Origin of the sequence: Parabacteroides acidifaciens (genome assembly GCF_003363715.1) — a bacterium.
GTDB classification, from domain to species: domain Bacteria; phylum Bacteroidota; class Bacteroidia; order Bacteroidales; family Tannerellaceae; genus Parabacteroides; species Parabacteroides acidifaciens.
This window is the reverse complement of the sequence record NZ_QREV01000009.1, coordinates 78,347-93,624: the sequence shown is the minus strand read 5'-3', so window position 1 is coordinate 93,624 and position 15,278 is coordinate 78,347. Positions and strand designations below refer to the sequence as shown.

The following is a 15,278-nucleotide window of genomic DNA, read 5'->3' as shown; positions in this document are numbered from 1 at the left end:
TAGTGCACTCGGCACCTCGCGAAGATTAGCACGGTCGTAATGGCGATTTGGACGGTCGTAATTGGAAAGAAGACCGTCCAAAGGGCAAAAAAGCCCCTGAATTTCCTTGGGATATTTGGAACACCGTCCGTTTTATTTTCAAATATTCGATTCTCCGGGAGTTAAGCTTTATCACTTTGTTGGTATTTCCGTATTTCGGCAATCAAAATGTACGCTTTTTGAAACGGTCCCGGCACCTCGTTTTTTTACTTGTCAAAAAGAGAGGCTAAAACCGTAAAAAGAGTCAATCCAAAATGAATCGGAATTTCGGATGAAATAGAAAAATAGCTGAAAAAGGGGGTTGTTGTAAAATTCTGCCGATTCTCCGGATAATACATATTTGTTTTGACTTACCAGATTGAATTTTTTTATTTAGCTTTGTAAGCTAAGTAACAAATATAACAAAATGTCTATCAATAAAACTCTATATAGTGCTTCTTTTACAGCTGCAAGTCTGGCTTTTAACGAGACGAATGCGTTGTTGCCGATTTTGATGTCTACTGACGCAGATGTACTTATAAAGGATGAAATACGAGAAAATAGATTGCTTCATATCCATTCGGAACAATCCCGTAAACGCGTAATTACCGAGATTCAAAAACGCTTTAGATCTGTTGGGCGCTCTTTTTGGGAGTTGTATATGAATCAACAGGAAAAAGAACAGCGTACTTTTTTATTCTTTGTCCTTCTGAAATGTTACCGTTTACTTTTTGATTTTCATTTTAATGTTGTCATTCCTAAATGGAGATCGGTGGAACAGAAAGTGGCTACTTCCGATTTTCTTTCAGAACTATATGAATTAGCTGCCAAAGATAAGTTTGTAGACAGTTGGTCGGAACAGACCAAAAAGAAGGTAGCAAAGACTTATATTGTTATACTGAAACAATGTGGAATATTGGATGCGGTTACAATGAATTTAAGTTCTTTGCGTTTGAAAGATGAGAACTATGCTTATTTTTTGCAGAACAATGAAGGTTGGTTTTTGGAAGCGTGTCTGCTTCCTGCTTATGAGATAGAACGAATAAAGGAGATTTTAAGATGACGGTTGAGCAATTATATGAAAAGTTATGTGATCCCTGTTTTCAGAATACGGAAGAAGGCGATTTGTTTTATAACTTTTATATTTATTTATATGATGCGGAAAAAGAATATGAGATACGCAAGCAGATTCAACAATTTAAGGAGAATCTGATTCGTCCAGCCAACTATGTGGATGTACTGATGATGAATCTGTATGACACTTTTTGTGAATTTATGAACGGGCTTTCTTTTGGAAAGAAGCATCCGTCTTATTTGCAGTATCTTTTTGATAAAGATGCAGAGAATCAAGAGGCTGTAATGCGCTCTTTGACGACAAAAGCGAATAGTAAAGAGTTTTATGAATATATTCACCAGCGTATATTGGCTCATATCTCTACAGAAACGGATTACAAACGGCCTTATGTTTTTTTGTATGGAATAGGGCAGATGTATCCTTTGTTGCGGACAAATGTGTTTCTAACAAATTATGAAGCTTATAATGAAGTGAACAAGTATAAAATAATTGTTTTTTATCCGGGAAAACAGGTTGATAATACTTTTAGTCTTTTCGGATGTCTGGAAGATGCCCATGCTTACAGGGCTACACTATTAATTAATGATTAATCGGCGATAGTATGAAATTACAAGACTTATACAGTAAAGATATTACTAGGGCTGTCAATCCGGCAGTTTCGGTAAGTGACTTGGATGAGAAGACAGTTCGGATAGAAATTGAAGAATATGTTTTTACCGATGAAATTATAAATGGACTTTATACGATACTGAATGCGATTAAAAATAAGAAAGTACATCATACCGGTATCTGGTTAAATGGATATTACGGTTCCGGAAAGTCACATTTCTTGAAATATTTGAATTATTGTATTTCTTCCCAATATCAGGAAAGAGCATTGGCACGTTTGGTCGAGGCTGTAGAGTTGCATGATCCGATGCGACATGGCAACAGTGCGAGCGAGGTAATGCCTTCCGATATGCGGGACTTGGCTCTTTGGCTTCAGCGTGCGACTGTCGATATCGTCATGTTCAATATCGGAGCGGTTCATAATATCCGGGGAAACGAGAAGCAGGTCTTTACCGAGGTTTTTTGGGGTGAATTTAATGCTTTCCGGGGATTCAACCATTTTAATATAGCTTTGGCACAGCATTTTGAAAAATTACTTCAAAACAAAGGCGTTTTTGATGCTTTTAAGTCACGTTTGGAAGAGGAAGGATTCGATTGGGAAAAGCAGGCGGATGATTTGGCTACACAGGAATTGGATTTTATTCTGGAAATGGGAAAAGAACTGGTTCCGACGATGAGTATTGATGCGATCCGTCCTAAAATAGCTAACGACAATTATAATGTCAGTGTTGAGAAATTCATGAACGAATTGCAACTGTATCTGGCTGATAAAGATGATGATTACCGATTGTTGTTTCTGGCGGATGAGGTTTCCCAATTTATCAATAACCGCCGGGGCGTATTGTTGCAGTTGCAGGAATTGATCACGAGTTTGCATGAAAAATGTGGGGATAAAATATGGGTGGCTTGTACAGCACAGCAAGATCTTTCGGAGTTGGTCGGTGCTTGTAACATCGTGAAAGGCTCGGAAGACTATGGTAAGATTATGGGACGTTTCGAAGTTCGAGCTTCCTTGAAAAGTACACAACCCGAATATATTACCCAGAAACGTATTCTGGACAAGAAAGGAACGGCTATGGTTGAGTTGGGAAAGCTGTATCAGGAGAAAAAGGATGCGATCTCTTCCCAGTTTCAGTTGCCTTTGTCCTACCGTTCGTATAGCTCCGAACAGGATTTTGTGGATTATTATCCTTTCGTCCCTTATCAGTTCAAGTTGATCGCTAAAGTGTTTGCTTCTTTTGAGAATTTAGGATATGTGGTGACGGAAGTTAAAGATAATGAGCGATCGATTCTGAAGATAACTCACAGTACGGCTAAACTGACAAAAGACGAAGAGGTCGGTAAGTTTATTTCTTTCGACCAGTTTTTCCGGGAGATGTTCGACCAGAATCTGACGGCATTAGGACAGAAGGCTATGAAAAATGCCAAAGATATTATCAGCACTTATTCGAATCCGGAATTTGGAGAGCGGGTGGTAAGGCTCATTTTTATGATCTGCAATCTTTCGGATACGGAAAAGTTGTTGTTCCCTGCTTCTTTGGAAAATCTTGTTTGTCTGTTGATGCAAGATGTCGATGCAAATAAATTGCGGTTGCGTAGCGAGGTTGAAAAGGTTCTCCAGTTCCTTATAGAGAAGAGCGTTTTGCGTAGTGAACGGGGGAAAGACGGGGCGCCCGATACCTATTGCCTGTATTCGGAAGATGAAATGCAGGTTGCCCAGTTGATCAAGAATCAGCAACCGGATGTAAATTCTATCTCCGAACAATTGAAAAATATATTTTTCGGTTATTTAGCCAATCCGTCCAATAAAGTAATCTATTGCGATAATGCGTTTACGTTGGGCGTTTCCATTATGGGGCGTAATTATCTGACGAATAATCCGGATATCGCTGTGGAGTTTGTGATGGATAGCGATACGCCGAATCCGGATCAGTATGCTTTTAGAAATGACAAGAATCGTTTAGCCGTTTTTCTGTTTCCGCTGTATGCTGAAAATAAAGAATTGCAACGGGATTTCTTCTGGTATTGCCAGGTGCAGAAGTATCGTACGGATGTACCTCCGGCCAATGATAGCCGTGCACAGACGAATAAGGAATTTGCCGAACGGGCATTGGAAGTTTATAATAATAAGATTAAGCCAGTATTCCACCAGATGTTCGACACTTGCTCTTTTGTCGCCGGTGCGAGTGTGATCCAATCGGAGGAATTAGGTGCCAAAAAAGGGGCTGATCGGTATAAAGAGGTTTTGACCAGGCATTTGTCAACTCTTTATCCGCGTGCGGCTATGTGTTCATCAGCTGATTTTCCGCGGACGACGGATGATTTGAAACGGAAAATAATGCGGTCGGTTGAAGCTGGCGATTATTCGGAGCTATCCGGTATGACCCGTCCGGAGCAGGAGGTGGAAACCTTCTTGAACCGGCAAATACGGGATGTGATGCTTCCCGAAATATTGAAACATTTTAAAGCTTCTCCTTTCGGCTGGTCTGATTTCTCGACGATTTATGTCGTGAACGAATTGGTTAGAAGGGGAAAGCGCGCCTTTACATATAATAATGAGCCGAATTGTTCCCGTGAACAGATTGCGGACAGGATCGTCAGAACTTCGGAGCAACCGAAATTCGCTGTTTCCGTAGCGGAACAAATCCCGCAGGATTTGATTAACGAAGCGATAGAGGCTTGGAAATATATATTCAATATCGTACAGGTCTTTAATACGATAGATGGGAATGAACTATTCCGCCAGATGAAAGAAATGGACGGGTCCGCTTTGGTGCAGGTTCGGAAGGAATACCAAAAACTATATGAACAGTGTCGGCATTATCCTTTCAGTTCTGTTTTGTCCGAACTGTTGGATATGCTGGACGAATGGAGCTTAGAACGGGATGCTGAGAAATTCTTCAAGCAAGTGATTGCTATGCGTGAAGAGGGTCACCTTTGCGTGGATCGTTGTAAGCAAGTGGCAGTTTTTATGCATGATCAGGTCGATAACTATGAAAAACTGTTGAGGTTCCTGGAAGAGAATACTGATAACTTTAATTATCTTCCGGAATCGTGTTGGGATTCCTTGAGAGAATTGAAAAAGTTGAAAACGGATGAGTGGCCGATACAAGATTTCCGTATTTACCTAAAGCTAAAAAAAGAGATCGAATTAGAAATCCGTAAGGTAAAGGATCAAATCCGTAAGGAGATTGAAAACGGTTGTAATGAGGGCTTTGACCGATTGGACCAGTTAGCCGTTCAGCAAAATGTGGATCGATGTATTTATGCTGATCGGGATGCAGTTATTGTGAAGAGAAAAGCTCCTGAACAAATCGCCACATTAAAATTGAATCTCAATACGATTGACAGATTCTTTGCGGATCAAGTGGCGAAGATTTGGGCAGAAGTCAACCGGAAAGAGAAAAAGCCTGTTTCCGGCGTAAAGGGAAGCGATATGGGGAAACCGGTTGATTCGGGTGTTCCTTCTTCCAAAGTCGCGGAATCTCCCACACTAAAGACAGTTTCTTTGAAGACGGGAACAGTTCATGTCATAAAAACAGAACAAGATGTGGATGCTTATTTATCTTCCTTGAAAGAACAATTGATGTCGTATATTCAGAAGGACGAACAAATTATTATTGAGTAAATGGATACCAATTCGATAAAGAAATTTGCCGTAAAGGCACGTGATATATTAAAGGCGGGTGTGGCACAGCGTTTATCTGCGTTGGGCTTCGATAGCGAAGGTCATGCGGACGAACTTCCTCAACAGCTGTCCGGCGGCACGTTATACCAGGAAAGGCTTTGGGACGAGTCGTTTTATGACAAATGGATGAAACTGTATCATCAGATTGAACATTCGGGTATAAAAGAGGTGTATGAAGAAGCGGCTTATACCTGGTTCAACCGTTTTATGGCGATTCGTATTATGCAAAAGAATGGTTTTGTCGCCCCGGTATTGGCATATGAGTCCGAAGATTTGCGTATTCCGTTGATCGTAGCGGAAGCACGTCGGGGACGCTTGCCCCAAATGTTGGAACGTGACCGCCTGAAGCTGCAAAGTTTGTTGGGCGATGATACGAAAGAGGTGGAACAGTTTGCTTTACTGATCACTTCGTTTTGCCATTTCAATCCGTTGCTAAACCGTGTGTTCGGACAGATGGCGGATTATACGGAGTTATTGTTGCCGACCAATATCTTGTCGGAAGGCGGTTTTATCGATTTGCTGAATCATACGGATTTTATCTCGGATGAAGACTATCGGCAGTCTGAATTGATCGGTTGGCTTTACCAATTCTATATCTCTGAAAAGAAAGACGAGGTGTTTGCTGCTTTCAAGAACAAAAAGAAAGCGGAAGCAGAGGATATTCCGGCAGCGACACAGATATTTACGCCGAATTGGATTGTAAAGTATATGGTGCAGAACACGGTCGGACGTATCTATTTGGATAATAATCCGTATGGCGATTTAAAAGAAGGCTGGAAGTATCTGGTCGAGCCTTCCGAACCGACATCGGACGATGCGAAACTGGAAATCTCGGATATCGAAGCGATGAAAGTGCTGGATCCGGCTTGTGGTTCCGGACATATTCTAGTGGAAGCCTTTGATTTGTTTTATCAGATTTACAGGGAAGAAGGATATTCCCGCCGGGAGGCAGTCGAGGCGATCTTGACACGTAACTTGTTCGGTGTGGATATCGATACACGTGCCCGCCAGTTGGCGATGTTTGCCTTGTTGATGAAAGCGGCTCAGCTGGATCCTTATTTTTTAGAAGCCGGCGTTTTGCCTCAAGTGCTTGATATGAGTGGCATTCCGGAGATAAACGCAGGGACAAAAGGTGATCTGTCTGATTTGTTGATAACACGGGATGATAAAGTGCTGACGGAGTTAATGGATGCTTTGAAGTTGATGCAGCAGGCAAATAATCTGGGATCGATTATGAAATTCCGGATTTCTTCGGAAACGCGCGATTTGGTAGAAAGACGTTTGCGCGAATACCGGGAGAATGGTGAATTACCGCCGAGCGTACAGGCGTTCCTTCCGGCTTTTCGACTCTTGTTGGTTCTGACTGCGCAGTATGCCGCGGTTGTAGCCAATCCGCCGTATATGGGGAGTGGGAATATGAATGCGGCGTTGAGTAAATATGTGGCGGATAATTATACGGAAGGGAAAGCAGATTTGTTTGCTGTTTTCATGTATGTCGCTATGAATTTGCTTCAGGACAAAGGGAAGATGGGCATGATAAATATGCAGAGTTGGATGTTTCTTTCTTCGTTCGAGAAACTGCGTAAGTTTTTCCTGGATAATTATCAGATCGATAATATGCTGCACCTCGGTCCTCGCACATTTGATGAGTTGAGTGGCGAGGTGGTTCAGAATACGACGTTTGTTATTTCTAAACATTTGCCTTTAAATGGTGGTGTGTATCATCGATTGATAGATGGACGCTGTTGTGCAGATAAGGAGGATTTGTTTTTTAAAGGAGATAATTGCTATAAAAATATTTCTCAGAAGAACTTCGAGAAGATTCCGGGATGTCCGATTGGGTATTGGGTGAGTAACAAAATTATTAAAACGTTCTCTGATAAAACTTTTGATCAGATTATTTTAGCTGATGGTCAGAATAAGACGGGAAATAATGATATGTATTTGCGATTATTGTGGGAACTATCTTGTTTAAAAATAGGGAAAGGAAAGAAATATATTCAATACGCCAAAGGTGGTATTTTTAGAAAATGGTATGGGAATATAGAGCATTGTGTTCAATGGGATAAACGTGCACAAGAATTTTATAGAAAAGATAAAATAGCAAGAATAATAAAAGAAAAATATTGGTTTAAGAAGGGGTTTACTTTTTCTCGTATGAGTTCTATTGTTAATTGTCGATTGTTAGACGAACAGGGAACATTTGATGCGACAACAATATCTTTTTATTTATTACCACAATATGACTTATTGTATCATGAATGTTTAGGATTTTTTAATTCAAAAATCTGTGATTCTTATGTTAAGTTGTTAAATCCAACATTGGTATTTCAGCTTGTAGATATTAGGAATATACCAATTTTATTTTATCAGTGTGAACAAATACACAGTATGGTTAGAGGTTGTATAAAAATATCTCGCCAAGATTGGGACTCCCACGAAACCTCCTGGGACTTCCAACAAAACGAACTCATCCGTTTAAGCCGGGAAGATTTCAGTTCCACCAGCACGGAACAAAAGTTTCATGAGCATGAAACAAAAGTTTCATGGGCATGGAACAAAAATTTCATGGGCATAGAACAACTTTTCCATGCTTACATACAATACTGGACATCCCAGTTCCTCCAACTTCACCATAACGAGGAAGAACTCAACCGACAGTTTATCGAAATCTACGGCCTGCAAGACGAACTTACGCCCGATGTTCCTTTAGACGAGATCACAATCCTTCAGCAAGGCGAAATCTCTATCGTTGACGGACAATTGAAGTTTAATGCTGATGCCGTTATCAAGCAATTTATCAGTTATGCTGTCGGTTGCATGATGGGACGTTATCGTCTGGATCGTCCGGGATTGCATATTGCTTATCCGAATCCTTCGGCGGAGGATATTGCTCCCTATATGTATAACGACAGGGAATTTGTGATCGATGACGACGGCATTATCCCTTTGATGACATCTAAATGTAATTTCTCGGACAATGCATTGAATCGTTTTAATAACTTTGTCCTGCAAGTATTCGGCGAAAAAGCATTGGCGCAAAATCTGAATTTCATAGAAGCTTCCATTGGTAAGACATTGGAAACCTATTTTGTCAAGGACTTCTGGAAAGAGCATTGCCAGCGTTATAGCAAACGACCGATCTACTGGTTGTTCAGCAGTAAGAAAGGCGCTTTTCAAGTATTGGTCTATATGCACCGGATGAATAAATATTCCGCCGATAAAGTTCGTAGCCATTATTTGTTGCCTCATATCCAGTACTTGCTTTCGCAGATCGCTGAACTGGAAGCGCAGGCCTCTTCGTTGACAACCGTCCAACGTAAAGAACTGGCCGGTTTGCAAAAAGATTTGGCCGAGTGCAACGAATACGATCTCTATTTGAAAGACGTTGCCGACGCACAAATAGATTTCGATCTGGATGACGGCGTAACGGTCAACTATGCGAAGTTTAAGGGAGTGTTGGCTCCGATTAAATAAGGACGATTGCATTAACGATGGAAAATGGCATGGAAAATATAAAAGAATTGTTTAATCATCTTCGTTTCCAATGTGAGAATGAAGTCATCGAATTCAAAAAAGCGGAACGTAATTTTGATATCTCGGAGTTGGGCAAATATTTTTCCGCTTTGAGTAATGAAGCCAATTTGCGTGGATTGGATTTCGGATGGCTTGTTTTCGGTGTGGAAGATAAGACTCGTATGGTTATCGGTTCTTCTTTCAAGGTCGGACATATCCATTTGGAGCGATTAAAGGAAACAATTGCCCAGAATTTGACCGAGCGTATTTCTTTTCGTGATATTTATGAGTATTATGAAGAAGGTAAACGCATCTTGATCTTTAAAATTCCGGCAGCACCCAGAGGATTGCCGATCGCATGGAACGGACAATGCTATGGGCGTCGGGGAGAAAGCCTTGTGCCTCTTGATCCGAGTAAGTATGATGAGATGCGTAACCAGACTTTACATACGGATTGGTCGGCTGTAATCGTGCCGGATGCGACCTTAAATGATTTGGATGAAGAAGCTTTGGCGAAAGCGCGTGTCATGTTCAAAAAGGTAAATCCCCGTTTGGCCAATGAAGTGGATGACTGGGATACCTGGACCTTTCTGCAAAAAGCGGAAGTTGCGTATGAAGGCCAATTGACGAGGGCTGCTTTGCTGCTTTTGGGAAAAGAGGATTGTCGTCGTTTTATGCGTCCGGCTGTTTTGCAGATTACCTGGGTTTTGCGCGACAGTCGAGATATGGAAATCGATTATGAACATTTTACCATTCCTTATTTGATGACTGTGGACAAAGTTTTGGCAAAGATCCGTAATCTCACTTTTCGGGAATTGCCGGGTGGAACTTTATTTCCGGATACCATGAAACAGTATGACGATTATACGATTCGTGAGGCTTTACACAATTGTATTGCTCATACGGATTATAAAATGGAACAGCGCATAACGTTGGTGGAGGTTGAAAATACATGCCTGTACTTTTCTAATGGAGGAGGTTTTATTCCGGGTAACGTAGAGAACGCGATACGGCAGAACGGGCCTCAGAAATATTACCGAAATCGCTGTTTGTGTTCGGGAATGGTGAATTTCAACATGATCGATACGATCGGACGGGGAATTAAAAAGATGTTTATGGAGCAGCGAAAGCGCTATTTCCCGATGCCTGATTATATGATTGACGAGGTGAACCGGGAAGTGACGGTGAAAATATATGGTCAGATGCTGGATTCAAAATATGTAGATATCCTGAAAGAGGATTTGGATCTGTCATTGGCTGAGTGTATGTGGCTGGATGCTATACAGAAGCACCGACCCATTACGGATGATGCTATAAAAAGTTTAAAGGCTAAAAAACTTATTGAAGGAAGAAAACCTTGTTTCTTTATTTCGGCGAAAACGGCGAAGGCTATGAATCAGTTACCTGAATATGTCCGTTTATCCGGAATTGACAAGGATGTTTGCTGGGAGTTAGTGAAAAAGATATTGTTGAAGTCCGGTGATAAGGGAGTTTCCCGTGCGGATATATTCAAAACATTGACAAATGCCCTTTCGGAAATGAAGGATGATAATCAGAAACTGAAATGGGTGAGTAACTATCTGGCAGCATTAAGGAAGGAGCATAAGATCGAATATAAAGATCGACGATGGTTTTTAGTCGTGAATTAGTCGTGAATTAGTCGCGTTTTAGTCGCGTTTTTAGTCGCTCTGTTTATGTATGTTTCTTTTTATCAGTATGTTATGGTGAAATGGTTTAGTCGCGATTGTTAGAAAATGAAGTATGATGATACAAAACAAAATATATAGTTATTTCGAACGGAACGAAAATCTCCGTGTTTTATTCCTCTTTGATCCGGTGGATGAAATAGGGGCGGAACTGTATGACCTGGAGTGGAAACCAGGATATCGATATGTTGATTTCGATGGATGTTGGTTTCGTACACAATATCGATTGGAGCATGAATGGGCAAACGATAAAGTGATATTGCGTTTCCTTCGTCAAAGTCCGGCGACAACAAAGGATAAACAAGATTTTCCCTTGTTGGGATTGCTTGTTGCCAATATGGAGTATAAAAATGATGATTATGCCGCTTTTATGCAGCATAATCATATAGATATGCGCTTTTCCCAGTATGTTCAACGTCATATAGCAGAATTGCAACTTGAAAAGGTGAATAAGATTATTGGGGCTTATTATAATCAGAACTTTGATATCAATGTTGTGAATCGTGGAATGATTTCAGTTTATCTGGAGGCGAGCAAGTTGCTTGATTGGGATGAGATTCTGGTTCGTTTATTGATATTGGGATTATCGGAAGAAAAGAATAAAAGGGACTCTTTTTTCAGGAAGTTGATCGGTAATAAAGATGCGCAGCATGCATTGGATCATGCGGTAGAAGATTATTTTGGAGTTCAAATATCTTATAATGAGGAAGAACGTGTAAAACGATTGGTGGAATGTCTGAAATATAATGCGATAACCCAATCATTAGCGATAATACCGACGGATCGATACAAAAGTTACAAGATAACAAATGCTTATAGGCTGCAATTAATGAACCGTGTTTTGGAATGCGGGTTGCAACATGTGCGTCTGTCTGATAAATTTTTAAAGTCATTAACGCTGTTAGGAAAAGATATTCAAGAGTCGGAAATTATCAAATATTATGGGGCAAAGGCGAATTATTTCTATTTGCCCGACGCTTTGTGTTGGCCTATTTTGCAACAATTGTTACTGCGGATAAACACGGATGCCGAAAGTATTTTCTCCTATGTGCGGGAGATGAGTATCCGGATAAATCGGGAGTCGGAGGTGCTTAAAGTTGTTCATTATGTAGAGAAAGCAGCCTCTTACTATAAGTCGGTAAAAAGTTTGGGTTCTTTGGTTTTGAATTCTCCGGATTTATATATCCGGAAATATGTAACTGAATTTTATCTTGTAGATAATTGCTACAGAAAGTCTTTGGCTGTTTTCAACGGTATAAATTTAGCCGATTGCCCTATTTCAGAAGAGCTGAATGTATTTAAAAAGCAATTGGATGAGGATTATGCGCAGTTGACTTTTGCTTTTAATTTGGAGTGGATGCGTTGCGTAGAGCAAACAGACGGAGGTTTTCAATCTGTTTCATTGAAAAGACAAGCTGATTTTTATCAGCATGAGGTTCAGGATTATTCCTATAAGTTGGTTGTCATCGTAAGTGATGCGTTGCGCTATGAAGTAGCGGCCGATCTGCTGGAAGAATTGAATAAAGATACTCGGAATGTAGCCCGGTTAGATGCGAATCTGGCTACCTTGCCAACCGAGACGAAGTATGGTAAAACTGTTCTGTTGCCTCATCGGCAGGCAAATTTCAACAAGGGGAAAATGACACTGGACAAAGGTTGTGCAGTGGATACGTTGTCGCAACGTTCTGCCCTTTTGGGGCAGTATCGGGATAATGCTTGTTGTGTGGATTATCAGACGGTTGTCAAAGGTTCGCAGAGTTTGAACCGTGAGTTGTTTAAAAAGCCTTTGGTATATGTCTTCCATAATGTGATTGATGATATCGGGCATTCTGCGAATCCGACGGATGTCGTGGAGGCTTGTAGAAAAGCGGTAGAACAGCTTGCTGCGATGGTTAAATCGATTCATGCCTCTTTTAATGTGAATCGGGTGCTGGTTACATCCGATCACGGCTTTCTTTATAACGATATTTTATTTGAAGAAAAAGATAAACAACGGATAGAGGAAGAGAATATAGAGGCGACATCCCGGTATTATTTGACGGAATCGAATGAATCTGTTCCGGGAATAGTCAAATATCCGTTGTCCAGTGTTTCGGAGATGAAAGAGGATGCAGTTTATATAGCTTTACCTTTGGCAACGAACCGTCTGAAAGTTCCGGGAGGCGGGTATAGTTTTGCTCATGGAGGTGCCTCTTTGCAGGAAATGATAATTCCGGTTATCACCAGTTCTTTGAAAAAGACCTCTTTGAAACAGAAAGTGAATCCGGTCTTGATGACTAAAAATTTATCGATTGTCTCAAGTCGTTTGAAGTTTGTTTTGATTCAGGACGAGGCGATCTCAGGAGAGTTTATTGAACGGGAAATTGTTTGTGGCCTTTACGAAAATGAAGAATTGATGTGTCTGGAGAAATCTATCGGTCTGAATTGCCCGGATATCGATTTGACAAACAGACAAATTCCGGTAGAGTTGACTTTGAATAAATCGGCCCGCGGACAGATTCTTAAATTGAGGATTTATGATGCGGAAGATCTTTTGAATCCTCTTATTGAAGAGAATGTACGGAACAATACATTAATAGAACAAGATTTCTAAAGCTATGAATTTGCAAGAGAAGATATTGAGTGCTTTTGTCGGTAAGGTTGTCCGTAAGGACCTGGCCTTTTTAGTGAAAGGTAATTTACCTGTTCCTACTTATGTCTTGGAGTATTTGCTTGGACAATATTGTGCGAGTGATGACGAACAGATTATTGAGGAAGGGCTTGAAAAAGTAAAAGATGTAATACGAAATAATTATGTACATCGTGCGGAAGCAGAAGAGATTAAAGGCAAGATACGGGAAAAAGGCCGGTATCGGGTGATCGATAAGATAACGGTGGCTCTGAATGATAGTATCGCCAATCAATATGAGGCTTCTTTTGCGAATTTGGGATTGTCGCGTATACCTATTGCGGATCAGTTTGTGATTGATAACCCAAAGCTATTATCGGGTAATGGGGTTTGGTGTATTGTTACGATAAATTACTTAAGTAGCGATACTGCTAAAATCCGTTGGGAGATCGATACTTTGAAGCCGATTCAGATATCATCTGTCGATCTGGATGAGTTTATCCGGCAAAGAGAAAAGTTCACGACAGAAGAGTGGATCGACTTTTTGATGCATACTGTGGGATTAAGTCCGGAGCTTTTGAATCGGAGGGAAAAGCTGATTATTCTGGCTCGTTTACTCCCTCATGTGGAGAACAATTTCAATTTTATGGAGTTGGGACCAAAAGGGACTGGAAAGTCTCATGTATTTCAGGAGTTGTCTCCGTATGGTGTACTTGTCTCCGGAGGGGATGTGACATCGGCCCGCTTGTTTGTGAAATATTCCGGCAATAAGGAACTATTAGGATTAGTCGGATACTGGGATGTCGTGGCATGGGATGAATTTGAACAGCAGAAAGGAAAAACGGTAGATACTGTTATGATCGACACGATGCAGAATTATCTGGCAAATAAGTCTTTTAATAGAGGTAAAGGAGCTCATGAGGCTTCTGCTTCTATGGCTTTTGTCGGGAATACGAAGCATACGGTTCCTTATATGTTAAAGAATTCACATCTGTTCGAGTCTATTCCTGTGGCTTTTATTAAGGGAGCTTTTCTGGATCGTATTCACTTATATAATCCAGGGTGGGAGATTAAAATGCTGAAGAAAGACTCTTTTAGTAAAGGATATGGTTTGATTACGGACTATATAGCTGCTATTTTGCATGAGTTGCGGAAATTGGATTATTCAGGGAATATTTCTAATTATGTGAAGTTTGACGGATCATTATCGGAACGAGATCATTTGGCTATTCGGAAGACTTTTTCTGGCATGACTAAGTTATTGTATCCGAATGGAAAATATACCGAGGAGGAGGTCTTGGAGTTAATTGATTTTGCCGCGGAATCAAGGAAACGCGTGAAAGACCAGTTATATATTATAGACGAAACATTTAAAGCAGAACCTGCCAAATTTGAATATTTGGAACTTAAGACTGGAAATACACGGCAAGTGGAAACATTGGAACGTATTGAAAATCCGATATATCCTGCTCTAATTATAAAAGACGAAGAGCTTTCTTTGTCAACAGAATGTAATCAAAGGAAAGAAGAGGTAGCTGAGAAAAAAGCAAGACCTCGCATTGGACAATTACCAGAAAAACAAATTAATATTCGTTTGAATCAAAAGGGTATTAGTTATCGTTCCCTATTTGCTGATTATTTGAAAGATGCTAAACAAATTACAATTACAGATCCATTTATCCGTTTGCCTTATCAGATTCGTAATTTATTGGATTTTATTCAAATGCTGATTGATACGAATATTCATCCGGAGTTGCTGGATATTGTTTTAAAGACACAAAATGAAGATAGCGGCATCCCCGAAATGATAGATGTATTGGATGATATATCAGAGGATTTGCAAAGCTATGGAGTGCAATTCAAATATTTTTTTGATGCTGCCCATGATAGAAGTGTCGTTGCAGATAATGGTTGGTCTATATCGTTAGGGAGAGGTTTAGATATTTTTGAACCTTTTGGAAAATATGCGTTGGCGCAAGCAAAGCAAGAGAATCGGAGGTGTAAGGAGTTTACCGTGATCTATATGAAGAGTAATTGATTTTTTATGTGCTCGGGCCC

General features: G+C 40.4%; 7 protein-coding genes. All 7 read left to right on the top strand.

Features of this window, described 5'->3' with window-relative positions; translation table 11 throughout:
- Positions 1-445 precede the first annotated feature (445 nt).
- The 7 genes from DWU89_RS05965 to brxL all read left to right on the top strand — a co-directional run bounded on the left by DWU89_RS05965 (position 446) and on the right by brxL (position 15,258).
- Positions 446-1,081 (top strand): BrxA family protein, encoded by a 636-nt coding sequence (locus DWU89_RS05965; RefSeq protein WP_115498727.1) that lies wholly within the window; start codon positions 446-448, stop codon positions 1,079-1,081.
- The gene (locus DWU89_RS05960; RefSeq protein WP_115498726.1) at positions 1,078-1,683 is read left to right on the top strand and encodes a BREX protein BrxB domain-containing protein; all 606 of its coding nucleotides are present in this window, start codon (positions 1,078-1,080) and stop codon (positions 1,681-1,683) included. The genes DWU89_RS05965 and DWU89_RS05960 overlap by 4 nt, the downstream gene beginning before the upstream one ends.
- 11 nt (positions 1,684-1,694) lie before the next feature.
- Entirely contained in the window at positions 1,695-5,330 is a 3,636-nt protein-coding gene (gene brxC, locus DWU89_RS05955) for a BREX system P-loop protein BrxC (protein WP_115498725.1), read from the top strand.
- Positions 5,331-8,867, top strand: a complete 3,537-nt coding sequence (gene pglX, locus DWU89_RS05950) for a BREX-1 system adenine-specific DNA-methyltransferase PglX (protein WP_115498724.1) — start codon at positions 5,331-5,333, stop codon at positions 8,865-8,867.
- A gap of 29 nt (positions 8,868-8,896) precedes the next feature.
- Positions 8,897-10,555 (top strand): RNA-binding domain-containing protein, encoded by a 1,659-nt coding sequence (locus DWU89_RS05945; RefSeq protein ID WP_158543337.1) that lies wholly within the window; start codon positions 8,897-8,899, stop codon positions 10,553-10,555.
- A 112-nt stretch (positions 10,556-10,667) separates the two neighbouring features.
- On the top strand, positions 10,668-13,205 hold the full coding sequence (locus DWU89_RS05940) for a PglZ domain-containing protein (RefSeq protein ID WP_244205864.1): 2,538 nt from the start codon (positions 10,668-10,670) through the stop codon (positions 13,203-13,205).
- 4 nt (positions 13,206-13,209) lie between these two features.
- Positions 13,210-15,258, top strand: coding sequence for a BREX system Lon protease-like protein BrxL (brxL, locus tag DWU89_RS05935; protein WP_115498722.1), 2,049 nt, complete (start codon positions 13,210-13,212; stop codon positions 15,256-15,258).
- The last annotated feature ends 20 nt before the right edge of the window (positions 15,259-15,278 follow it).